The organism is Chryseobacterium sp. CS2K3 (assembly GCF_059515185.1).
Genome location: NZ_JCAKRW010000004.1, coordinates 27,769 through 52,519, shown reverse-complemented (window position 1 = coordinate 52,519; position 24,751 = coordinate 27,769). Strand labels below are relative to the sequence as shown.

23 protein-coding genes are annotated in these 24,751 nt (G+C 33.6%); 9 read left to right on the top strand and 14 right to left on the bottom strand.

Translation table 11 applies throughout. The features are described 5' to 3' along the window. Nucleotides 1-4: 4 nt before the first annotated feature. The 7 genes from AC5YGG_RS07590 to AC5YGG_RS07560 all read right to left on the bottom strand — a co-directional run bounded on the left by AC5YGG_RS07590 (nt 5) and on the right by AC5YGG_RS07560 (nt 9,589). Nucleotides 5-571 carry a hypothetical protein gene (locus AC5YGG_RS07590; protein WP_496143931.1) on the bottom strand — a complete coding sequence of 189 codons (567 nt, stop codon included), beginning with the start codon at nt 569-571 and terminating at the stop codon, nt 5-7. 3 nt (nt 572-574) lie between these two features. After that, entirely contained in the window at nt 575-3,118 is a 2,544-nt protein-coding gene (locus tag AC5YGG_RS07585; RefSeq protein WP_496143930.1) for a M23 family metallopeptidase, read from the bottom strand. 21 nt (nt 3,119-3,139) lie between these two features. After that, nucleotides 3,140-3,643 carry a DUF4280 domain-containing protein gene (locus AC5YGG_RS07580; RefSeq protein WP_496143929.1) on the bottom strand — a complete coding sequence of 168 codons (504 nt, stop codon included), beginning with the start codon at nt 3,641-3,643 and terminating at the stop codon, nt 3,140-3,142. A 31-nt stretch (nt 3,644-3,674) separates the two neighbouring features. Next, nucleotides 3,675-4,796 carry a hypothetical protein gene (locus tag AC5YGG_RS07575; RefSeq protein WP_496143928.1) on the bottom strand — a complete coding sequence of 374 codons (1,122 nt, stop codon included), beginning with the start codon at nt 4,794-4,796 and terminating at the stop codon, nt 3,675-3,677. A 202-nt stretch (nt 4,797-4,998) separates the two neighbouring features. Beyond that, a complete protein-coding gene (locus AC5YGG_RS07570) occupies nt 4,999-6,570 on the bottom strand; it encodes a M20/M25/M40 family metallo-hydrolase (RefSeq protein ID WP_496143927.1) in 1,572 nt (523 codons plus the stop codon). 129 nt (nt 6,571-6,699) lie between these two features. After that, nucleotides 6,700-7,848: a hypothetical protein gene (locus tag AC5YGG_RS07565; protein ID WP_496143926.1), complete on the bottom strand. Its 1,149-nt coding sequence runs from the start codon at nt 7,846-7,848 to the stop codon at nt 6,700-6,702. Between the two features lie 1,564 nt (nt 7,849-9,412). Further along, complete coding sequence (locus tag AC5YGG_RS07560) at nt 9,413-9,589, bottom strand: BF3379 family histone-like protein (protein WP_027373301.1); 177 nt, start codon at nt 9,587-9,589, stop codon at nt 9,413-9,415. Between the two features lie 251 nt (nt 9,590-9,840). Here AC5YGG_RS07560 and AC5YGG_RS07555 point away from each other — a divergent pair, with 251 nt between their 5' ends. After that, nucleotides 9,841-11,325, top strand: a complete 1,485-nt coding sequence (locus AC5YGG_RS07555) for a M1 family aminopeptidase (RefSeq protein WP_496143925.1) — start codon at nt 9,841-9,843, stop codon at nt 11,323-11,325. 5 nt (nt 11,326-11,330) lie between these two features. Here the strand turns inward: AC5YGG_RS07555 and AC5YGG_RS07550 are convergent, their stop codons facing one another. After that, nucleotides 11,331-12,746: an aminotransferase-like domain-containing protein gene (locus tag AC5YGG_RS07550; protein WP_496143924.1), complete on the bottom strand. Its 1,416-nt coding sequence runs from the start codon at nt 12,744-12,746 to the stop codon at nt 11,331-11,333. 114 nt (nt 12,747-12,860) lie between these two features. Between AC5YGG_RS07550 and AC5YGG_RS07545 the strand changes: the two genes are divergently transcribed. The 3 genes from AC5YGG_RS07545 to AC5YGG_RS07535 all read left to right on the top strand — a co-directional run bounded on the left by AC5YGG_RS07545 (nt 12,861) and on the right by AC5YGG_RS07535 (nt 15,667). After that, nucleotides 12,861-13,373 (top strand): hypothetical protein, encoded by a 513-nt coding sequence (locus AC5YGG_RS07545; protein ID WP_496143923.1) that lies wholly within the window; start codon nt 12,861-12,863, stop codon nt 13,371-13,373. A gap of 87 nt (nt 13,374-13,460) precedes the next feature. Beyond that, a complete protein-coding gene (locus AC5YGG_RS07540) occupies nt 13,461-14,372 on the top strand; it encodes a helix-turn-helix domain-containing protein (protein ID WP_496143922.1) in 912 nt (303 codons plus the stop codon). Between the two features lie 89 nt (nt 14,373-14,461). Continuing rightward, nucleotides 14,462-15,667 carry an MFS transporter gene (locus tag AC5YGG_RS07535; RefSeq protein ID WP_496143921.1) on the top strand — a complete coding sequence of 402 codons (1,206 nt, stop codon included), beginning with the start codon at nt 14,462-14,464 and terminating at the stop codon, nt 15,665-15,667. Nucleotides 15,668-15,888: 221 nt separating this feature from the next. On the opposite strand, the gene AC5YGG_RS07530 is transcribed toward AC5YGG_RS07535, so the two are convergent. The 3 genes from AC5YGG_RS07530 to AC5YGG_RS07520 form a co-directional block, all read right to left on the bottom strand. Further along, nucleotides 15,889-17,010 (bottom strand): lactonase family protein, encoded by a 1,122-nt coding sequence (locus AC5YGG_RS07530; protein ID WP_496143920.1) that lies wholly within the window; start codon nt 17,008-17,010, stop codon nt 15,889-15,891. Between the two features lie 214 nt (nt 17,011-17,224). Then, entirely contained in the window at nt 17,225-17,863 is a 639-nt protein-coding gene (locus tag AC5YGG_RS07525; RefSeq protein ID WP_496143919.1) for a TetR/AcrR family transcriptional regulator, read from the bottom strand. A 262-nt stretch (nt 17,864-18,125) separates the two neighbouring features. Then, nucleotides 18,126-18,764, bottom strand: coding sequence for a TetR/AcrR family transcriptional regulator (locus AC5YGG_RS07520; protein ID WP_496143918.1), 639 nt, complete (start codon nt 18,762-18,764; stop codon nt 18,126-18,128). Nucleotides 18,765-19,289: 525 nt separating this feature from the next. Between AC5YGG_RS07520 and AC5YGG_RS07515 the strand changes: the two genes are divergently transcribed. Further along, nucleotides 19,290-19,553 (top strand): hypothetical protein, encoded by a 264-nt coding sequence (locus AC5YGG_RS07515; RefSeq protein ID WP_496143917.1) that lies wholly within the window; start codon nt 19,290-19,292, stop codon nt 19,551-19,553. A gap of 368 nt (nt 19,554-19,921) precedes the next feature. Next, on the top strand, nt 19,922-20,281 hold the full coding sequence (locus tag AC5YGG_RS07510) for a prevent-host-death protein (protein ID WP_065393178.1): 360 nt from the start codon (nt 19,922-19,924) through the stop codon (nt 20,279-20,281). Between the two features lie 245 nt (nt 20,282-20,526). On the opposite strand, the gene AC5YGG_RS07505 is transcribed toward AC5YGG_RS07510, so the two are convergent. Further along, the gene (locus AC5YGG_RS07505) at nt 20,527-21,300 is read right to left on the bottom strand and encodes a hypothetical protein (RefSeq protein ID WP_496143916.1); all 774 of its coding nucleotides are present in this window, start codon (nt 21,298-21,300) and stop codon (nt 20,527-20,529) included. A 228-nt stretch (nt 21,301-21,528) separates the two neighbouring features. Here AC5YGG_RS07505 and AC5YGG_RS07500 point away from each other — a divergent pair, with 228 nt between their 5' ends. From AC5YGG_RS07500 to AC5YGG_RS07490, 3 genes are all read left to right on the top strand, one after another. After that, a complete protein-coding gene (locus AC5YGG_RS07500) occupies nt 21,529-22,503 on the top strand; it encodes a ketoacyl-ACP synthase III (RefSeq protein WP_496143915.1) in 975 nt (324 codons plus the stop codon). 173 nt (nt 22,504-22,676) lie between these two features. Further along, nucleotides 22,677-23,081, top strand: coding sequence for a surface-adhesin E family protein (locus AC5YGG_RS07495; RefSeq protein ID WP_496143914.1), 405 nt, complete (start codon nt 22,677-22,679; stop codon nt 23,079-23,081). 107 nt (nt 23,082-23,188) lie between these two features. Next, nucleotides 23,189-23,362: a hypothetical protein gene (locus AC5YGG_RS07490; protein WP_496143913.1), complete on the top strand. Its 174-nt coding sequence runs from the start codon at nt 23,189-23,191 to the stop codon at nt 23,360-23,362. 494 nt (nt 23,363-23,856) lie between these two features. On the opposite strand, the gene AC5YGG_RS07485 is transcribed toward AC5YGG_RS07490, so the two are convergent. Beyond that, on the bottom strand, nt 23,857-24,168 hold the full coding sequence (locus tag AC5YGG_RS07485; RefSeq protein WP_496143912.1) for a hypothetical protein: 312 nt from the start codon (nt 24,166-24,168) through the stop codon (nt 23,857-23,859). Between the two features lie 18 nt (nt 24,169-24,186). Continuing rightward, entirely contained in the window at nt 24,187-24,504 is a 318-nt protein-coding gene (locus AC5YGG_RS07480; RefSeq protein WP_496143911.1) for a hypothetical protein, read from the bottom strand. Between the last annotated feature and the right edge of the window lie 247 nt (nt 24,505-24,751).

The window sequence follows — 24,751 nt, the reverse complement described above, 5'->3', positions numbered from 1 at the left end:
CTTATCATTTTACTTTTTGTAACGGCATTTCAACAATCCCATTATGAGGAGGAGAGGTCAAAAAACTTTCAATATAAAACTGGTTCTCTTTATTGATCAATGTAAAAACCGGATCCAAATTAGGAGATTCACCGTTTAATATGGTATTTTCTAAAAAAATAATCTTAAGATTTTTATCATCTGAAACATAGATATGTCCAAGCATTTTTAAGTACCCATTTTTATTATGTTGTTTATCATTTGGATCTTCAAACCAACTTTCAAAAACACAGCTATCTGATTTTATTAAGTTAATATTAGCTTTCAAATCTGATGACATCCCATTATGATCTATATATTGGAAAAAGTAATGATACTCTCCTTTCCATTTTGAAAATTGTTTATTTTCTATAATTTCATCATTAGCCTCCAGTTTTTCATCAAGATTATTTAAATTTTCAGTCTTACTAAGGTTTATTGTATCAACATTTATTTTCTTTTTTATTTCACTTTTTTCTTTACTGCTTCCATTACCAGAACATGAAATTAGTACTCCAATAAAATATGAAATAGCTAGAATATTTTTTTTCATTGCTTATTTTTTATTATTCTCTTGTCTATTTCTATTTGGTGTTTTTAGCCTTACATAAAATGCGGGATTTTCTCTATTATTTAAACCATCACCAGCAGTCTTCGCATCAGTAATTTCGAAATGTAAATGCCTTGCCTTGATACTTTGTTTAGATGCATTTCCACTATTTCCACTCTTCCCTATTTCCATACCTGCTGTTACTTTTTGTTTATCTTCTACTTTTATTTCGCTAAGATGTCCATATCTTAAGAATCGTTTTTCAGAATCACCAAAACCAGGTCCTTTATCTTTCTCTCCTTTATATTCTAATTCATAATTTTTCCTAGACTTGTCCAAGTCAGTCTTGTTTACTTCTATTACAACAAACCTCCCAAATGCACCAGCATTTTCTGATATTAAAACGACTGTACCATCCAAACATGCTTTAACAGGTGTTCCTTTAGGGGCAAAAATATCTAGTCCCTGATGTTTTTTCTTACCCCCATTTCTCACAAGCCCAAAAGAGGATCCTGTTGGGTTATAGTCTCCATAAAAATTGAATAGTGTTATTTCCGGATCATCAATTGGATCATGCCATTTGGAAGCTTTCTTTTCTTCCTTTACTTCTATATTTTTCTGACAGGAAAATATAGATTCCTTATTAGCCTCTCCTTTCTTATACCATATTTCTATTTCTCTAGCAACTTCCCATACGTAAGTTTTGCCTTCTTCACCACTTCCTTCTTTGTGAAAAACTGGATTTTTTGAATAAGCATTCTTTCTCACCCATTTTGTGTTTTTAATTACTTCTCCTCTAGAGTTATAATCTAATTTTAAATTTTTATCGAAAACCACATGATCTCTTATACTTCCCTTCCCACAATCAACAGGCATCAATATAGCTAGGTAAAAATCTGCTAAAGTATTTAGCTTTCCCTTATATGGCTCAAGATAATACTCCACATAAGTCAATTGTTCCATTTTGGACATTTTTTTAAGGTTTCCATTTCTTCCAGCAGTTATATTTGTCCCTTTTCGTCTATTAATATCCTTTGCAGCATCATAACCTATTTGAATTAACCCGGTATACTCTAAAGGATTTACTAATGCTGTATTAAATGTACCCATTGTCTCCAATGCCATTGCGGAAGTCAAATGATTTGGATCACATAATAACCGCTTTGAAATTTCAATAATTTTCTTACGTTCTAAACAGGTAAAATATTTGCCCCAATACAAATTAATCTCTTCACAAATACAACCATTTACATTTTGTTTCTTCTCTTTAATCACCGCAACAGAATCATTCTCATCCACTTCCACATTTTCACCATCTGCACTTACAGCAATCACCTGAGAGGTTACGGAAGTATTAAGGTGTTCAACTTCTATAAAATATTCTCGTTCACTGCCTTCGCCCCATTCGTTGCTTTTCGTATACATTTTTCGGGTTAGCTTTACATTATTGATCACATTGCTGGTATGATATCGTAAAGTCACTGTTTCTTCATATAGAAGGTCATTGCTGTAGCGGGAAAAATCTTCTTCCCAGATCCTTACTTTTACATTCTTCCCTTTCATATTCTGAGTAACCATTTTAATCGATACAATATCACCTGTTTTAGCATTTTTCAAAGCCTTTCCGGTTCCGTCCGTAAACTCGGCACTTAAGATTTTCCCTTCAGGATCTGCCTGTTTTTTTGCAGCCGGACTTTGTGGAAATTTTGCAGTTTCTTCCTTAGGTTTAGGCTTATTTATCTTCTCTTTATGGGGCGAATTAACCGGAGGTTTTGCAGAGGTAGATTTCACCTCATCTGATTTCGGCTTTTTGACGGGATCAGGAAGATGGGTCGGATTCACAACATTTACATTAGGACTTGCTACCAGAATATGTTTGGAAACCAATTCTGCAGTCACATAATATTCATGAGTTTTACCTTCGTTTCGGTCACCTTTTGCCAGTCCGGCATTGGCAATCTGAACCGCCATGGTATAACTTGAAAGCCTGAACACAACCCTGGCAACTCCTTGATGATCCACTTCTCCGATCAAGGGCATAGGATTAATTCTATTCATCATATTGATCACCGGATCATGCCCCTTCCCTATCGCATCATCTTCCCAAAGAGTAAAAGAAACTTTCTGCCCGAACATACCTACACAATACGCCTTTACGATTAAAGTTTCAGCATAATGCAGCCGTTTTCCCTTTGGTAATCTTTGTCCATTAATACCCAATATATCCACACGGGTAATTTTGGGTTCCTGCGCTTCTTGTGGTTTTATATAAAGCTCTCCTAAATCTTTCCCTCTGGTTACTACAATTTTTAAAGACTTATACTGAAGACTTTTATGAGTAAATTTATATGTGATCTGTTCGCCTTCCTTTGTATTTCCGTTAGCCACTCGCCAGCCTTTTTTATCCTGTACGTGAATATTCCATTGGATTTCGGGAGAAAGAGATAACAAAGCATTGGAAGTCATCAGATTGTCAAATGCAGAAAGCGAATAGATTTCTGTATTTCCAACCATAGGTTTTGTATTTCCTGTAATTGTCAATTTTGCCATTTCTATCAGTTTTTAAGCTTGTTATTCATAAATAGGATCTGGTTCTTCCAACTCTTTCTGTGATTCTTTTAAATCAAAAAAGGGATTGATAATATGGTAGCTTTTGGTATCAGCCATGGTAATGCTCTGCCTGTTCATCGTAGAAGTCTGCCCATGTTCTTTTACCGTAATTTTACCTCCGGTACTGCACATCAGTTCAGAGATCTCGGAAAGGCAGCTTTTATCCATTACTTTTACTTTAGGGTACGTTTTCTGCCATTTTCCCGCAGGGGCAAACACACAAGGTAAATACCCCCCTGAAGTAGGCTTTAGCTTACATTTCCCAAAGCTTGGTCCTGCAGGATTGAACTGTATATCATCTTCTGTTACGGCAAGATAGTCTTCTGATGTTTTCCTGTTATTCCAATAATGTTTCTGATGGGAGCTTACTTTAAATTGCGGAAACTGATCGCCCTGATTACATTGAGCTTTGCCCTTCTGAATGACAAAATGTTTCCCGTCATGTTCTGATAAGTTTTCTGACATCTATTTGTGTTTTTGGTGATTCAATGATGTATTATTGTGTTATTCTTTCCAGTTCAAAGTTTATGGTCTTCTCATAATCTGCAATTTGGATTTTAAACGCTGCCTCTATTTTTCGGATCGAAAAGTCTTCGGAGTTCAGACTGTAGATGACGGAATGCTCTGCTGCTAATGATTTTGAATGAAGTTCTGCATGCGTATCATATTCCTGATCGGTATAATACAACTCCGGAACAGTGCGATAATCTATTGATGTACCTGTCTGTAAAATCTTTAAGAAACCGGAATCATGCGGTAAAACCTGATTAACCATTTCCATTCTGATAGGAGAAGCCGGAGCCAGCCACGAGAATTCACTGTTGTATGGAGCCGAAATATTCCTCGTATAATCCGCCTGATAAAACTGTCCTAAGAGAAACTGTATAGCCAATATATTCTTCAGACTTTCAAACATCATCCGTGGATCAGCTATCCTATGTTTCATTTGATCAATATGTGAAGCGGCGTAGGAACCGGAGTGATATTTCTTTAAGCCTTCAAATTCATTAGTGAGCTGATCACTATCTTTATAAATCTCAACATGGGTAAAATTTCCTGCATGATCCACCACAAAAGCAATCGGATAAATAATATTCACAAAAGCAGAAGCCAGGGTATTAATTTTTTCTTCCGGCTCATGACCATCTATTTTAAAGCCACTCATTGAAAAATCAATATAATATCTCTCTTCTTTTTCCTGGATAAAATTAAAGCTCAGGATATAGCTATAGTCGCTTTTTTTAATTCCATCATCACTTTCAGACTGCTTCACCAGATAATCGCCCTGAAGTCTCTCTATATTGAAAGGTATTTTCCCTTCGGAAAACTGATGATAAAGACTTTGTCCCTGTTTTCTTATCAATGCATTGATTTGTAAAATCTCGTCCGGATCAGGAATACAGATCTTTTGCCATAGCCTTAATATTCCTTCTTCCGGAATGATATTAAAAGGTTGACATCTTTCGTTATGATAATCCCGAAGATATGCTGGATTTTCAAGGTTTAGATTTTCTGAAATACGCTCTAATGTTTCTCCTGATTTTACAAAATAAACGTTCTGCTTCGTAGAATTAAATTCATGAACAGGACCTTCCCGATTCGGGATATTTCTTTCCATAAAGTGTGTTTTTTAATTTCAAAAGTTTTTAAAATTAAAAATCCCATACCCACATCTTTTTGCATCCGCTTGTTTTTTCATTGTATTTTTAATGCGAGAATATGTACACAAAAATTGGCGTTAACGTATTCATACACATTATAAAAAAATAAGGCTGCCTCATGGAGACAACCTTATATATCAATAAGCATTTAAGCTGTTTTTATTTATAATCTTTAGAGCTTCTTCTCGGCTCTTTGGCTTCCGGCCACTGAACCGTTTCGCCTTTATCATCCTTAGGCATTGTTCTTTTCTCTCTGTTGGTAAACTCAGGATCTTCAGATGCCATGTAAGCCAGCGCAGCTGTTAAGATCACATTATTTTTTACCTCATCAAAGACAATTTTATCATAGGTATCCTTTGTTGTATGCCATGTATACCCAAAATATCCCCAGTTCAGAGATCCCAGAGAAAATCCCGGTACTCCTGCTGCTACAAACGATGCATGGTCAGAACCGCCACCGCCTGGCATTCCCGGAAAATCGGTTTTAATGTGGCTTCTTACTTCTTTTGGAACTCCATCCAGCCATTTCCCGATATAATCATAAGCCTTTACAAATCCTTGCCCGCTGATATTCACCACACGACCCGTACCGTTATCCTGATTGAATACAGCCTGTACTCCTTTAATAATCTGAGGATTATCTGCTACAAACCCTCTTGAACCGTTCAATCCCTGTTCTTCACTTCCCCAAAGTCCTAAAACAATTGTTCTTTTGTTGTTCGGATAGTATTTTTTAAGGATTCTCATTGCCTCAAGCATTGTAATAGTTCCCGTTCCGTTATCTGTAGCTCCCTGAGCGCCGTCCCAAGAATCAAGGTGAGCAGAAAGAATTACATATTCTTCAGGTTTTTCTTTCCCTTTAATCATTCCAATAGTATTAAAGCTCTTCGCTTCCGGTAATACTTTAGATTGGGCATCGATCTTTATTTTAGGCTGAGCTCCTTTTTCTGCCATTCTGTAAAGCATTCCATAATCCTCCACATCAATATCAATCATTGGGATTTTTGATGTTTTTGCTCCAAAAATCCTGTTTGCGCCCATTATTCCGGTCCAGTTGGAAATAGCAATTCCTGCCGCCCCTGCATTTTCCAAAGCCTGAGGAAGGGTATTGTTATCATAACCGATATTCTTTACATAGGCTGTAAAATCTTTAGCAGCCTGTGCTTTTTCTTCTTTAAGCTTTTCATAAAGTTCCGGAGTAGCAAATTCTTTGATCTGCTCATCAGAACGTCCTATCTTCTGATACTGCGCCATCAGTACAATTTTTCCTTTTACAGACGGAAGCCATTTATCAAATTCTGCTTTATTTGAAACTTTGGGAAGAATCACTACTTCGGCTTCAATCGCCTTTTTAGTGGCAGGGCTCCATGCCAATTGCGTTGCAGCCAGTGATTTTACACGTGGAAATATCATATCTACATGGGTAGTTCCTCTCTGCCATCCTTTCCATGTTCCAAACTGCTGAAGATTGGCATCTATTCCCCATGAACGAAGCTTTCCTGCACTCCATTCATTTGCAGCAAGCATCTCCGGAGTTCCTACTAAACGGGGTCCTATCCCATCCAGAAGCTCATATGCCATTCCTTCAAGCTGGGAATTGTTATTTACTTCATCTACAAAACTTTTTACGATAGGATTCAGGTTCTCCTTTGGATCTACCTTTACCTGAGCCCATGAAAACTGGGTAGCCAGCATGACAGCCGGTACTGCAAAAAATCTATTTATCCTCATAATGTATATTGATTGGTTTAAAGATAGCAGAAATTACGGAGATAGTGAAAGAATATGCATGAAATCTACATTTCTTTCAATATTCCACAGGCTTTTCAAATTGAAAAACATGAATATAGCAATGTAATTTTATTTTGCGTTCACAAATGTCTGCTCTTCCTCTGAAAGTAAAATAGTGTTATTCTTACTTTCTTCCACCGGAACATTTTCCCATATATTTTTACTGAAATCTACTCTTGGCGTAAGTCCTTTATCATCAGATTTTTTAAAAGTATTGTAAATCAGCTCTCTGCTCATGCTTTTTACATGCTTCATTCCTTTATAAAAGGCAATATAATTATAGCCTTCGAGTTTGTTCAATGCAGGAACATATACCCCATTATTTTTATAAAAATCAAAAACAAGCAAGGCATTTCCAAGCTGATAATCATATTCTGTTCCGTCAGCCGTTTTCCTTTTGACCATCGGATAGTTTTCCTGTAGATAGTGGATTTCAAAGTAAGTAATGACTTTATCTGCTTTATTGTATTTAAACTCACCTTTCATATCTATTCCGGATCCAGATTTGATTTTAAAGACTACCTGCTGCTCATCCCCTTCTTCAAATACCATCCAGCCCGTAGATTTTGTTCCTTTGGTCTTTAAATGAAACAATACTCTGTTTAATTCAAAGTTGAAGAAATAGTTCCCCATATATTCATGAGAGAATTCCGTAGTTCCTGTAGTGAAAATATTATCTGATTTTATTTTCTTCAGGTACTTCACATTATTGAGCTGCATCTGAAGAATATTGTCATAATCTTTTTGGAATCCATCCTTATAATTATAATAATTTCCCTTGCTCCAAAGCTTAGTTTCTGCAATAGTCAGGAAGTAAAGTTTATCATTATCACTCATTTTCTCCTTATAAACTACATCATAAAGCGAAGGTTCCCTATAATATCTTTTCTTATAATTTTTACTTACGTCCTCAAAGATCTTTCTGAGGTCTACACTTGCCATTTTAACTTCCTCAATGTTTTTATATGCTCTTTTCAGCTTTATTACTGAATTGAACTGAGATGCTTTTACATTTTGAAAACCGGAAGCTGAGATCTCAAACCCGGAAGCCCCCTGATCCACAGGAGCAAATCCGTCTTCATTGGTATAAACAATCTGATTGGAAAGAATAATTCTGGCATTGGGAACCGGAGTCTCTGTTTCTGCATCTACAACTCTAAGTTTCTGAGCAGAGAAAATTCCAAAAAAGAAAATAAATAAGAAATAATAGTTTTTCATAATAGCCTGTAGCATTGATGCACCTAAAATACAAATAATCCGGACTATTTTCACTGATGGGTGTAAAATTCAATATCATTTACAAGAAAAGTAGTTTTCAGAGCATTAAAGGTACCTGAAATCAATAACAGAAGGGTTTTAATGTTCGATTTTGACATCGGTTGCATAAAAGTTATGAGTTAAACAAACAGTTTAGTTAATCTTGATGATATAATAGATTTTTTAAACGCAAAGACAGACAATGCAATCGTTTTATTTTAGAAAGCTAAGAAGTGCGACTTTGTCGCTGAAGAAGCTTCATGGATTTGCATTAGCTTAGAAAAAATCAATGAAATTGATTCAACCTTTGCTTCCTTTAAAATATGGGATAAGGTTTTGAAAACTTTGCGTTATATTAAATCCCATGCATTTACAAACTCTGAAATCTATGTTTATGTAAGGCACGAAAATCAATTACAGAACTGTTTTTAATGTGCAATTTTAGAATTGGTTGCAAAAAAAGTAAGGAACCAGGCAGAAAAGCTGGGCTAACCTTAATATAAGAAACAGATTTTTTAAACGCAAAGACAGACAATGCAATCGTTTTATTTTAGGAAGCTAAGAAGTGCGACTTTGTCGCTGAAGAAGTTTCATGGATATACATTAGCTTAGAAAAAATCAATGAAATTGATTTACCCTTTGCTTTCTTTAAAATATGTGATAAGGTTTTGAAATCTTTGCGTTATATTAAATCCCATGTATTTACAAACTCTGAAATCTATGTTGTATAAGGCACGAAAATCAATTACAGAACTGTTTTTAATGTGCAATTTTAGAATTGGTTGCAAAAAAGTAAGGAACCAGGCAGAAAAGCTGGGTTAACCTTAATATAAGCAACAGATTTTTTAAACGCAAAGACAGACAATGCAATCGTTTTATTTTAGGAAGCTAAGAAGTGCGACTTTGTCGCTGAAGAAGCTTCATGGATATGCATTAGCTTAGAAAAAATCAATGAAATTAATTTACCCTTTGCTTCCTTAAGGATAGCTGATAAGGTTTTGAAAACTTTGCGTTATATTAAATCCCATGCATTTACAAACTCTGAAATCTATGTTTGTATAAGGCACGAAAATCAATTACAGAACTGTTTTTAATGTGCAATTTTAGAATTGGTTGCAAAAAAAGTAAGGAACTAGGCAGAAAAGCTGGGCTAACCTTAATATAAGAAACATATTTTTTTAAACGCAAAGACATATAAAGCAATCGTTTTATTTTAGGAAGCTAAGAAGTGCGACTTTGTCGCTGAAGAAGCTTCATGGATATACATTCGCCTAGAAAAAATCAATGAAATTGATTCAACCTTTGCTCCCTTTAAAATATGTGATAAGGTTTTGAAAACTTTGCGTTATATTATATCCCATGCTTTTACGAACTAAAGGAAACATAAGCTTTAATAGTATGGAGAGAGTTAAAGGTATCTAATATTTTTATTTGGGCATTATAATCCTTTATTATAAATGACAAAGTAAATAATTTCAAAATAAAGGCATAAAAAAACCGGCTCCAAAAGCCGGTTAAAGGTGAATTATTTCTTAGCTTCTTCTACAGAAACCTTTCTGAATTCTTTGAACAATTTGCTTAATTCTAAAGCTGATTTACGAGCTCTAGTTCCAGCTGCTTTGTTTCCTTTTTCCGCTTGTTGGTTTGCCTCAGTAGTGAACGCTTCAAATTCCGCGTTGATTTTTTCAATTAGTTCTTTCATTATATTTAAAAATTTAGGCTGCAAATATAGGTTTTATGGTGATTCCAGCCTAGCTGGAGTGGAAAAAGTTTAGTCAAAATCATTAAAATTTTAACATATTTCTAGTCTGAAACCGATTTTTATCGACTTCACGCCCATAAAAGCTCTTAGAAAACCTGATTTCATCGTCAATCCGCCAAGTTGACATACAAAAAAATCCACGTTATTCTGTTTCTTATTTTTATATTAAATTTGGAAAAACGACTTAACCCATGTTCAAAAAACTATTTTTCCTGATTTTCACCTTACCTCTCCTCGCTTATTCCCAGGATAAGGTCAGCTATAAGATTTACTATGATGAAGATCTTGCTAAAAATGGTTTGAAAGTACAGGTGGATTATAAACTCAAAAAAAGCTCTGACACTTTATCCTTTTATTATGCCAATGAAAATTGGGGCGAGAATGATCTTTTTAAAAACTTAACCCTATTAAAGGAAGAAAACCCTGATATTACTTTTGAAATCAAACCGGAAAGTAATACAATAAAGGTTTACAAAAAAAGGGGATCTGTATTTTCTCTTACTTATCATATCAGGCAGGATTTTAAAGATCCGAATTATAAGATTTTCAACCGTCCAAGAATCAACAATACCTTTTTCCATCTTTTGGGTAAAAGTCTGTTCGTGGTTCCTCAGTTATTCACCAAAGCACCCGATGATAAAGAGTTTGATTTCTCAATTGAATGGATAGGTTTCCCTGAGCAATTTAAGCTTCATAATAATTTTGCGTCTCAGGTTCAGAAACAAAAGATCAGAACAACGCTTTGGGAAGGTTTTTATAATTCTGTTTTTATAGGTGGAGATTATCGTTTTTATTCTTTTAAAATCAAAGATAAGCCTGTATATTTTGCTTTAAGGGAATCGTGGAACAATGGTCTTTCTGATGATTTTCTGTTTTCCAATCTTAAAAAAGCGATACAGTCTCAAAGGGATTTCTGGCAAGATTATGATCAGGATTATTTTACCGTAACCATGACGCCTACGGTTTCTCAAAAAGACAGCCTATATAAAGGATACAGTACTACGGGCTCTGCAATCAAAAATGCTTTTATGATCCAGGGAACTAATAATCCTTTTAATAATAAGAATTCTTTCCTGTATCTTTTTCATCATGAGCTGATGCATGAATGGATCGGCAATAAAATAAAAAATAAGAATGAGGAACTTAACTATTGGTTCAGTGAAGGCTTTACAGATTATTATACCTATAAAAACAGGCTTAGAATAAAGGATATTTCTCTTGATGAATGGCAAAAGCTGTTCAATAGTGAAGTGATCAGAAATCATTGGAAAAATCCGCAGAAAAACATTCCGAATTATAAAATAAGGGATGACTTCTGGAAAAGCAGAGAGGTAGAAAAGGTTCCCTACAGGCGAGGAGCTATTTTTGCATTCTGGCTGGACAATCAGATTATGCTGAAAACCAATGGACAAAAATCTTTGGATGATCTGATGCGTGAGATGCTAAAAATATGTACTGAAAATAAAGTAAAATTTACTGATGAATTATTTCTGAATCTTGCTGAAAAATACCTGGATAAAGACATCATTTATTTCTTTCAAAAACACATCATCAACGGGGAAGATATTGATCTTGTCAAAGAAAAATGGATGGATGGCATAGATTTTCAAATAACAGACCATATTCCACAGATACAGATTAATAGAAATAAAGATCTAAAGTATGGGAAACAGTAAAGTCTTTAAAGAAGAAACTCATTCGCTTTTACCCCTGTCTTTTCTAACAAAAGAATACTTTCTGAAGTAATTCTTTCTGCAAAAACAACACGAAAATGATGATCATATTTATCTGTAAAGGAAAAGGTATCTCCGGGGGTAAACAAAACCCTGTTGTCTTCACAATACTGATAAAACCTTTTCATATCCATATTCTCCGGCATCTGCGCCCAGATACTATAACCACCCCGCGGTCTGTGAAAGTAAGAACCTTCAGGAAACGATTTTCTTAATACATCAAGCAACTGAACTGCCTGTTGATTAAGCTTTTTACGAAACTGCCGTAAATGTCTTTCATAGCTATTTGCCTTTAATAATGTAAGGATAAGCTCCTGGTAAATAGGAGAAACAGATCTTCCTAAAACAAATTTTGCTCTTTCCGCTTTTGAATAAGAACTACCGGCATACAACCACCCCAAACGAATCCCAGGAGCGAGAGTTTTTGAAAAGGAAGAATAAGTCATGACGCAATCTTTTTGGTCAAAGCTTTTGATACAGGAAGGTCTTTTTTCCTCAAAATAAAGATCAGAATAGATATCATTTTCAATGACATACAACTGGTGAGATTCAGCAACGTCTACAATTTTCTTTTTAACCTCATCACTCATCACCATTCCTGTGGGATTATGGAAATTGGGAGTAACAATTAATGCCCGAATATTAGTTTCAGCAGCTATTTTCTGAAAATATTCTATATCAAAACCGCTTCGGTAATGAACAGGAATTTCAATAACCTTTAATCCAAGATTTGCAATAACTTCCAACACAGAAAACACACATGGACTGTCTAGGGCAACGACATCACCAGCTTGTGTTACAGAACTTAACGCAATCGTTAAAGCCTGCAAAGCACCATCTGTAATAATGATTTCATCAGGATTAAGCTTACAGCCATGCCCTCTCATCTGTTTGGCAATCTGAATTCTGAGTTCTTCCTGTCCATTAGGCGGATAATATCTTAGTAATGATGCTCCTTTTTCCCGAATGACTTCCTGCATGGTTCTGAGGATGAGTTTTTGCGGAATCAGAAGATCACCGGGAACAGCCGTATTAAAGGAACTTGATTCTGAAACCCTTTTGGATGTGAACATAATATTCTTCATAAATACTTCATCCCGAATAACCACCGGAAGTTTTGTTTTTATTTCAGGAATATTTTCATCCCTTTTCTCTGCAACAAAATAACCAGACCGGGGACTGCTTTCGATTAAACCTTTAATCATCAGATATTCAAAACCGCTTTGCACAGAACTCATACTCAGCTGATATTTTTCTTTTATTGCTCTTACAGAAGGCAGGCGGTCTTTACTTTGTAAGATGCCGCAACGAATCTGTTCTTCAATAACCGAAGTAAAAGCTTCATATTTATAAGGTTTCATCATATTTTCACAAACTGTACTGAACAAATTTACAAAATACTCTTCTGTATCGGTAATAATTTAATAAACTGTATCCATTCCGAATGGTTTAATCTTATAATTTTGAATAAAAAAAGAATGGAAGTTATTTCAAAATTTACCATAGGTTCTGATGAAGGAGTTGATGATCTGTTTACTATTATTAAATCTTCCGTCAAGAATATTTATAAAGAATATGTTTCGGAGGAGAATATCCAAAAATATATTGAAGAATGGGATCCCAGAAAAATGATTAATGAGCTAAATGATCTTTCCAATCAGTTAATCATTACTTATGCTGATCAACAGCCTGTAGGATATGGCATTATAAAAAGTGGTTCCGCCTATCCTGGTTTTTTAGAAGAAAAAAGAATTACAGAGCTTGAATTTGTGCTTCTTCAGGAATATGATACTCCGGAAATCCGACAGTCTCTTTGGAAAAAGTGCAGATCAGCGGTATCATTTACAGATATTATATGGTCCAATATTTTCACAGAAGATCCTTTACTTGAATTTTTGAAAGAAACAGGTTTTACCGTTAAGGAAAATTCACGAACCAATCCTTTTCAGATTCCTTCTTATATCATAGAAATGCAGATCAGTAAAAACTGAGTAAAACTATAGAGTCATATCAATCAGGATAAGTAAATCTAAAAGACAAAAGATTTACTTATCTTTGATTTTTATAATTCTGAAACAATGAGTGCTCAACTTGAAACTATAGAAGACTATTATAAACGTACGCGTAGAAATCTTGTGGAAATGTCGGATGCAGATTTTGAGTCCGGAAAGTCACATTTCAATATCATTCCGCGAAAATACTGCAGTTTTAAAAGCCCTTACAACCGACGGGATTATTATAAAATCTGCTTTATTATAGGAAGGGGAACGGCTCATTACGGAACCCACACCCTGCATGTTGACCGACCTGTGCTCTTCTTTCCATCGCCTAACATTCCTTATACCTGGCAATGTGATGATGATTTTCAGGAAGGCTACTCGTGTCTTTTTAATCAGGAATTTTTTAATGTAAATTCAGAATTCAATCTATTTAAAAAAACATCCTTGTTCAAGGAATGGAGCAAGCCGTTTGTGTTCCTGAATGAGGAACAGATACAATTGACCACCATGTATTTTGAGCAGATGTACAAACTGAATCATTCTTCGTACCCTTTTCGCTGCAATGGTATTAAAAGTAACCTTGCCTCTCTGTTACACCTTGCTTTGGAAAGCCGTGTGGAAGATGTAAGCCTGAATGAACTTCCTGCCAATGTACGTCTCTATAAACTATTTGATGAATTACTCAATAAACAGTTTCCTTTGGATTCTCCCGCTTATCCTTTAGCTTTAAAAACAGCTTCCGACTTTGCAGATCATCTGAATGTACATGTGAATCATTTGAATTCATCAGTAAAATCTGTTACTAATCTTACCACAACCCAGATTATTAAGGAAAAAATGTTTGAAGAGTCTAAAAATCTGTTGAAATATACTAACTGGGATATCGCCCAGGTTGGTTACACCCTTGGTTTTGAACAACCTTCCCACTTTAACAATTTCTTTAAAAAACATGCACAAACTTCACCTTTGAAATTTAAGAATTCTTTTTAGATATTTGAATTTTGTAATTTTTACTTTGTCTTTTAAAATTCACTTCTGTATTTCCTGACGTATTTTTGCATTGTAAAAAATGAATGATTATGTTGAGAGAAGCATCTGAAAAACGCATCAGATTAATAACCATTATGGCATTCGTGTCTATCCCGCTTTCGGGATTTGTCACTGATATTTACCTGCCGTCTTTCCCTTCTATGGCAAAGGAAATGATGGTTTCGGAAAAAGATATACAGATTACTTTAACATCTTACCTATTGAGCTATGGAGTTTCTCAGCTATTCATAGGTGGAATTTTGGACAGTATTGGCAGGTATCGCCCTAAACTACTTGCATTGTTTGTGTTAATATTGAGCAGCATTTTAATCACTACTACAAATAGTATTTTGTTAATCTGCCTGCTTCGTATCCTTCAGGGGATTGCAGTATCTGTGCTTGTTGTGGCTACCCGTGCTATTTTTGTAGATATTTATGATTCGGAAAGGGTAAAGCATTATTTGAGCTATTTCACAATTACATGGTCACTAGGTCCTATTCTGGCTCCTTTTCTGGGCGGATATCTTGAAAAGCTTTTTAACTGGCATGCTAACTTCTACTTTCTAGCTTTCTATGCAGGATTTATATTTCTGTTTGAATGGTTCTTCAGTGGTGAAAGCCTTCCACAGAAAAAGAAACTGGATCTTTCCGAGAATATAAGCCTGTATAAAATGATGCTTAAAAACAAGATTTTTATGCTGGGAATCATCATCTTAGGTTTAAGCTACTCTATTGTGATGTTGTTCAATATTACCGGACCGTTTATTATTGAAAATACATTTCATTTCACACCGGTAGTAATTGGATATTGTACCTTGATTTTAGGTTTTTCATGGATGATAGGCGGTTTCCTGGGAAAACGAAGATTAACCTTAGATTTCAAACCAAGAATATTACAGCCGATTATCCTTCAATTGATTCTTATTGCAGGATTGATCGCTACAAGTTACTTTGCGGAAAGTCTTTTCATCATGATTCCTTTTGCATTCTTTATCCATATTTGTTCAGGGATTTTGTTTACCTCGTTTTTCACAACAAGTATGTTATATTTCCCTAAAAATGCAGGAACCGCAGGCGGATTGATGGGCGGGCTTGTATATGTAATCACTTCTGTTACCAGTTTTATTATTTCCGTGAGCGGAACTGTAGCAGACCAAAAGGATCTTTCATGGCGATATCTGATCATTGCCAGTTTACTCTTTGGAGTTATCTTATTTATGAACCAAGCCGTTAACAAAGAAAAAGCAGTGAATTAATCACTGCTTTTATATTTTCAAGCACTCAGCATTTAATAAAACGAACATTTATTTTTAACGCTAACGAGCACAAAGATATTTATAAAAAGAATCTATTATAAGAGCGCGAAGGCGTTTCACTCAGCAAAAAAACTTCCCCCCATTTGCTGAACGAAGTGCCCTTGCGACCAAAAAATAAATTCTTCTTATTATTTTTCTTTGCGGACTTTGCGTTATAATTCTTAATATTTCCTGATTTGAACAGAAGACACACTCTTCATTTTCCCACTCTTTCCTGTTTTCTTTAGTAATCCTGTTTCAAAATCTCTTTTAAACACTGTGGCATTTCCGCTTGCTGCATTGGTGGCAATAAGAAATTTCCCGGTACTGTCAATAGCAAAAACTCTTGGATGTTTTCCGCCTGTAGCCTGATAACCTACAGTTTTCAACGTTCCATCATTCTGAATTGAAAATATGGCAATATTATTCTCATCTCCACGATTAGAGGCATATAAAAACTTTCCATCCGGAGAAATATGAATATCTGAGCTTTCAAAATTATCCTTGATCTCATCAGAATGCGTATTAATCCTCTGAATATTTTTTAAAGTACCATTTTCATAAGCATAAGCACTCACTGCACCTGCCATTTCTTCAATACAGTAAGCAAATTTACCGTTTGGATGAAAGGTAAAGTGTCTTGGTCCGCTTCCCGGAGTAGTGGGTGTAAAAGGTACTTCAGTATTTTGTAAAGGTTCTTTTTTATCGCTTTCAAACTTATAAGCCCTGATCTTATCTGCTCCTAAATCGGGTAAGAAAACATATTTATAATCTGGAGAAAAAACTGTAGAATGGATATGAGCGCGGTCTTGCCTGTTCTGATCTATACTTCCTTCCGAAAACTGAAAGTTCTGAACACTCGGCTCTATTCTTCCGTTTTCAGCAAGAGGATAAACAGACGTACTTCCTTCGGTATAATTCCCAACCATCAGCCAATTTCCGTCTTTATGCGCAGACACATACACAGGGTTTTCGCCACCACTTTTCTGGCTGTTAATGAATGTCAATGATTTTTTTTCTGGATTAAATTCAAAACTGCTTACACTTCCGCCATTCTTCATCTTGCTTTCGGTACATGCAAAAATATATTTTCCGTTGGGAGATAAGGTTAAAAAGGAAGGATTAACAATTCCTTTGAAAGAGGTTACTTTCGAGAGTTTGCCTTTGTTTGTATCAAGCTTATAGACATAGATTCCTTCTTTCTCTTTATCCCGGTTGAATGATCCGAAAAACACATATGTATCTTGTGCTGACAATTTTATACCGGATAAAATCACAAGCATCAGACTGACTACTCTTTTCAATTTTTATTAGTTTTTTTTAATGTTGTGGGAATATAATAACTGAGCTGCAAATATATAGAGTCTCCGCTATTTAACACATTAAATATTTGATAATTTACTAGAAGATAAGGTTTATTTAGACAATCTTAAATTGAATAAAAACAATGTGTATAAGTGAAATGACAGGAAGTAAAGAGGTAAGAAATTGCCTATTTTTTAATTTGATTACAGAAGGTTACAGATTCTCATAGCTTTGCTTCAACAGGAAAGAGACTCCACTTTTAATTTTGTCACGCCCTTTAAGGCTGTTAACATCTATTCCGCAAAAAATACTACCGTTCATTTCAGCATACATATTCAGATAATAAAGCCCTGAGACCATTATTGCCAATATTGCCCGGAAATCCTCAGAACGATCATCAAAATATGAATCTATCATCAGTTTAAAAATATATTCTCCGTTTTCTTCCTGGGTATCGGTAAGTTTTTTTAATGATTTTCGGGATTCAGACAGACGCCAAAGTAAAAGTTTCTGCGCTTCTTTGTTTTTGTAAACATAATCATATTGGGAAAGCAGCATTTCTTCCATAAATGTTTTTCCCCCATCATCTAACCTGGGCTTAATTTTTTCAACTTCTTCAATAGTCATTTTGCTCCAGTAATCCTGCGAACGGATATAGTCATCAATAAGACCATTTATACCTCCAAAATAAGTGTAAATCATTTTCTTATCCACACCAGCCGTAGCTGCGATATTAGTTATTTTTAATGCTGTATGTCCTTTTGTTCTAAGGATTTTCCCTACTGCATCAAGAAATTTTTCTTTACTCCGCTCCCTGTTCCGGATATTGCCTGCTACTGATTTTCGTTCCATGGTTAGTTATTCAATTCTACAAGTTTATGAATTTTTTTAAAACTTTAGACACTAATAAGTGTCTTATTTCATTTTTTTCATATATTTGCACAAACTAACAACCATTCTATATATTTAAAACACTGTTTAGGATGAGAAAAATTAACACCTATTTCGAACACTAAGGGTAAAAGCACTAAATGTAAACAGCACTACTAGATTTCTAATAGTGCTGTTTTTATTTAAAAGTGTAATTTTAATTTATTTGTGTCTCCTGCAAAACTTATAAGTTATCATAGCTTTGCTCTACTAAAAAAGAGATTGCTCTTTTAATTCTTTCACGTCCTTCGGCAGAATTCATATCAAGACCACAAAAAATACTCCCATTTACGGAAGCAAACATGTTCAGATAATAAAGTCCGGAAACCATTATTGCCATTATTGCACGGAAATCTTCAGATTTATCCTGAAAATGTGGTTTAAAAATATTTTCGAAAATATGCTCACCATTTTCTTCCTGAGTATCTATAAGCTTTCTTAAAGATTTTCGGGATTCGGATATACTCCAAAGCAATAGTTTTTGAGCTTCTTTATTTTTGTAGACATAATCAAATTGAGACAAGAGCATTTCTTCGATAAACTGTTTTCCACCATCATTGATGTCAGGTATTATCTTATCAATTTTGTCATCTGTAACTTTAATCCAATAATCCTGCGAACGAATATATTCATCGATCAGCCCATCCATTCCACCAAAATAGGTATAGATCATCTTCTTGTCCACTCCTGCTGTAGAAGCAATATCATTCACTTTTAATCCTGCATAACCCTTGGTTTTCAGAATTTTTCCAACGGCATCTAAAAATTTCTTTTTACTACGTTCTTTATTACGGATACTGCCTGCTGCTGATTTTCTTTCCATGATGAGTCATTCAATTCTACAAGTTTATGAATTTTTTTTGTTATTTTAGACACTTCATAGTGTCTTATTTTGTATATTTGCCACAAACTAAACCATTCTATATATAGAAAAGCACTAAGCAGGTAAAAAAATGAAAAACAATTTTAATTACATTAAGAAATATTCAAATTAATGAATTAAAGTTCCAGACCACTCGCAGGATCAAAAGGAAAGCCTCAGTAAACAGTGTGAACTGATGATGAGGTACCTCAATTGAATTCTCTGCCAGATGGTTCCCTCAGTAAAAGTAGTGTGAAGAAATGATGATGAATATAAATAATGATTAGGTATTTGAGACAGCAAAAATAATAGCTGTACTAACACAAATGATCATTTTGGATGCCGATCACTTGGAAAAAACACTAGATGCAAACAGCACTGTTAGAATTCTAATGATGCTGTTTTTTATTTAATATTTAGCGTATTTCGTTTTAAATTATTTTAATTATTATTGTAAAAACTAATCATCAAAAGCAAATTAACATCATGAAGAAAATTCTTATTGTATGTAGTCTCATCGCTCTAACTGCCTGTTCAAATCCTACTGATAAAAAATATAATGAAGCTACTATGGCTGAGGACTTAGAAGCTATTGTTAAAAGTAAAAAATGGAACGAACAGGATGCGGGTTTATTTGCAGCCTGGCTGATAAGATCAAAATTGAAGGGAGAAACTTTGGAAAACAAGACTTACCAGGGAATTTTGGAGGAAGCCAAAAAATATAAGGAAGAGGAAGCTGCAAAAAAATAAAATGCTTTAACAATATAAATTAAAATGAGATCAATAGAAATGTTTATCTCTTTCGTTGTTTTTAAAATTGTCTAAATTGTATTTCAAAAAAAATTTAACTTTATTTTAACATTTCAAAGATTGTTGAATTATTTTTCTGAAAAGTGATTTTTTAAAATTTCAAAAAGATATTTCTACAACGCTTATTATCAATATATTTCATTCGTTAAAATCTTATTTTCCGTTTTTTTTATGCAGAAAAAATATCTTTAAACAGATTACATTTAAGATAATTTAGGCAAAAATCGATCATTATTATGGGAAGGTTCTATTAAATAAAGCTAATTTTTGGCATAATTAAGCCTATATTTACCAAAATTTAATTTATAATGAATTATAAGCTTGAGCTCAATACGCAGGAGCCTAACTCTAAAATTGTTTTTCACAACATCATATTTGATGCATTCAAGATTAATCTGGTTGAAAGATATATAGGATCAATGAAGGCTCGCCCTACATTATGTGAAGTTTTATTTAAGGTAAGAACGATAGATAATGAGATGATCAGTAGAAAAGATGGCAATACAAGAGTTAAGATTAAGGGAGATGATTTTGAAACTTATCAAAGATTAGCAAGAGTATTAAGTTCTTACGAATATAAAAACAAGTTACTTAACAGAAAAGAGGCTGAGCAAAACTATGTTCATTTCATTTTGAGTCTTGTTATTGCTAATTATAATTTGAATTAATATTTTTCTTAGAGGCACAAATTACAATTTTGTGATATTTTTATAATTTGTATCTATTTTCCTCGTTTCACATCTGTTTTCCAAACATTATTACTTTGGTCTGAATGATGTTGTTTTCCAAAACCGAATTCATCACGGAAGTAGTTTAAAACTATATAAAACAATAGCCTGGGAGTACTTAAAAAGATTCCCAGGCTATTAATATTATCTCTTTTATCTAGAATGAAGTCAAAAGTGATGTATTTTTAATCCGGGACCTCAACAGAATCGGTTTCTTCTTCCTCAATATATCTTTCTTCTTCATTAGCTGCTTTGATATCATTATTGGTATATTGGTAAAAGGATTCAAAAGTTTTTGTTTTTGAATCGTATAACAAAGCTTCTTTTCTACCTTTAAATTTTATGATTAAACCATCCAGAGGTGATGATTCCAGCTCCATTTTGTCCATATAAATTTTACTGCCTTTCGGGAATGAATTTATTACAGGAAGTTCATTGTCATATTCCTTCCAGAACAGCATATGTCCTTCATGTGAAATGATAGAAAGCGCACTACTCTGATAATCAGATTTTTCAATTAAAAAAGCGAGATCTTTTCTTTCTTTATCACTTCTTCCAGTGAAATTTCCAAAGGCAAAAACGTTTTTGGCTCTATTCTCTATTTTTGTCAGAAAATACTCTCCAGAAGTCGTATACTTATTATCCATAAACATTTTAACAATTGCTCTTTTGTGATTCTCCCGAATTTCATCATAGGCATCAATAGGAAAAATAGAGGCTTTCCAATAATCATAATCTTCGAGTGTTGCTAAAGAACTGGCATTAGCAAAATCTAATGCTTCATGTACAACAGCCTCATCTGATGCTAGAGCCGCAGCATCCCGCTTATTTTTTTCATCAATGTATTTGTAAGCGCCTGTAGTTACCAAAACTAATGCTAAAACAGATCCTATGATAATAATTTGCTTTCTGCGCTTTGACTTTCGTGGGCTTATTGGATTATCTTGTATTTCCTCCATCTTTTAATTGTATTTTTTTGATTGTGTTTATATGTTTTCTGATGACAATTATACTTCAAATTGATGAAATATTATATAGGTATTTTCCCCATATTTTGAATTAGTATCCATTTTCATGAATTTAAGCATGATAACTATTACAATATGAACCTAATTACTTCTTTAGCTTTATAATTTAATATATCTTTGAATAAGTTACTAATGTGTGAATTAATTAAACTCTAATCAATGAAACTACAGCACACTTGTTTTTATCATCCTGATAACGTTGAAAGTAACGAGACCGTCATCGAGTATTTTGAAGAACAAAGTATTTCAATGCGAAAGATTCAATCTGCTCTTGGCAGAAATAACAGATATGTTTTGCCGGAGAATTCTGAAGAAACAACTTTAACTATGGGAATAGAAGCCGCCAGAGGTGTACTTCAGGAAAGCAATAGGTCGATTAACGATATAGATATGATTATTTTTGTATCCACGACCCCTGAGCATCATATACCTTGTGATTCTATTAATATCCATAATGCTTTAGGTGGAAAGCCGAATACCCTCTGTTATGATATTAATGCCAATTGTATCGGCGCTTTTGTTGCATTGGACCAGGCTTCAAAATATTTGTCTGTTTCTAATACAGCACAAAATGCTTTAATTGTTTGTGCCGAAAAGCTTTCATCCATATTGGACCGAAAAAATCCTGTCACTGCGTTTTGTTTCTCAGATTCTGCTTTTGCTTTTATTGTAGAGAAAGATGATTCTGATTCAGGCTTAATTGATGTCTTATACCATACAGACAGTAGTTTTGTTGATACTGTTTTGTTCCCTCCACAAGGCTATTCATGCTATAATTCCGATGATGTTACAATATGGGATACCGGCTTTGATGGAAGCGGAAGTGTAAATTTTGCGTTAGATTATATCAAAAATTTTCTGCATCAGCATACCCTAACAATTGAAGATATAGATTTGTTTTTATTTTCTCAATTATCATTGAAAAATATTGATATTATTCGTAATTATTATAATATCCCGGAGGATAAGATTCCTTTTTATTCAAAAGAATTAGGCTATACCGGCGCTTCAAGTATTTTTTTAGCTTTAGATCAGTATCAAAAAAATGTAAAGGCGTTACAACAAGGCAGCTATATTCTTATATGGACCTTAGGAGCTGGTTATCAGGCAGGCTTAATGCTCTGGAAATATTAGATAAAATGTAGTTATAAGCATCATCCTTATTATTTTGTTGCAGAAAACAGTACGATTTTCGGTTATTTTTTGAGCTTCATCTTATCTTCTTCTCTATTTTCATAAACGTTGTTATAAGTGTATTTTGTGGGAAGAGGTTCCGATAAATAGTATCTTTGTCAAAACTTTTAATTATGAAAATTATTATTTCTTTTTTATCAATTTTCACGTATGCTTTTTGTTTTGGGCAGTCCGATTGGAGTTATATTGGTTCATCAGTCAATAAAATGGAATACTATATTAAAGATATAAGAAAAACATATAAAGATGATGTCTATTCAATATGGTTAAAGATTGAATATCCTGAAAAAAAAGTCAAGAATAAGAAAGGACAATGGACTACGATAGCTGGAGACCACACAATAAGCAGTTCGAATATTAATTGTACAGAAAAAGAGACTAAGTTAGATAGGGTAATTAAATACAGTAATAAAGGGATTGTTTTAAGAGATCAGACCATGAATTCTGAATGGGAAAGAATTATACCTGAATCTATGGCTGAAGCTGTCTTTAATTTCGTCTGTGGAGAACCTGATTAGAAATAGAGAACCTGACGTAAAATAGCTCAGGTATTGGCTTCATATAAGGTGGTAATATAATTTGTACGTTAATTTGCTTTTGTCAAAAAAAATCACTATATTTAAATATGAAAAAAAATGATATTCAAGACAATATAACACACGCTGGCAAAGTTAACGAACGAACTAAAGCCTTAGAAATACTAGAAAAAGCGAAGAAAGTACAAGGAAAAATAACATTCCTTAAACAAGGTGTAGGAAGAAATTTTAAGCCGAAAAATGAGGAGGAATTGAAGGATTAAACTTTATTTCTCTGTATTTTTAAGCCATGGAAAACATGGAAAAATAGTCATAGATCAATTCAATAAAGATGTTGAAGCTAACGATATTTTAATAGGATCTTTGATCATATTTTAAATTTCTCAATCTGCACAGAAAGAAACAAATTCCTGTAAAGAATGGCAAAAGAAAAATTACATTTTCCTAAGCCTGGACATTATCAGTAATAACTACAAAAAATAGCCCCTGTTTCACCAGTGGACTAAAGTAAAAAAGCACCAATTAAGGTGCTTTTTTATTTAATCTTTTTCCATCGGATTCAGTTTTATATCTGGCTTCTATTTCCATCCTGAAAGATTGATTAACTTTTTCCTAAGTATAAATTAACACTGTTGGTAACTATCCGATTGAAATGATATCTTTTGAGCCTTAGAAAATGAGAAGATACATATAAGTGTAACTAAAAGTATTTTTTCATAATAATAAATTAAAAATGGTCGTATTAGCGACCATTCCATTATTTTTTAGAAGCAACAATAATTGCTTTAATTTTTTTTGTTGGATAATTTAATTTTTCAATTTCCATACTATCCTTTATAATATTTAGATTTTTTATTTTATCTTGTTTCATATACTCTTTTAAAGTAGCCATAGATGCTTCTTTATTATCAATGAGAACTATTGTTTGTTGATTTTGAACTGATTCGATATTAAAATATTTATTATCAGGTTTTATATTGTAATCAACTATAGATTTCTTTTTTACAGATGAACAATTTGCAAAAAAACAAAAAAGCAAAAAATAAGATAAAATACTAAAAGTTTTCATAATGGAAATATATTAAAATTATGCTTGATAGCTACCAGCACCAGAACATTTAGGAAGACCCATTGAAGCGTTTGTTGCATTACTACCTGCTACAAAAATGGAAACACCGTTATCTCCAGTATAATAAGTTCCATAAACAATACAACTTGCATCAGACCCGTCCACTATACCTAAACCATATTCAATTTTAGCAGGACCTAATAATGTATATCCTATTATATCCAAAGTGGATCCTACATTTTTAGTATTTTCATTTGCAATTTTGCTTTCTGTTATAGATACAGCACTTATAGATCCAGCAATACCAAACGGTGCTAAAAATAATATTTTTTTCATAATTGCTTAATTATTAATATTTTGATCTTTAACAAGTATACGATTATTTTCCTATTCACAAGTACTGGAATACGTAGTTTCTAAAAGTTTTTTATTATTTGAGAACCACTTAAATGAAAACCCATCTCGTATAAAAATACGGAAAAACTCATAAAAAAGATAATTTTCACGAGTTGTGAGATAACCTCTTTATATGATTTAAATGATCTTTAAACTACGTTTAAAATTGAGTAAGTTTTCAATGAAA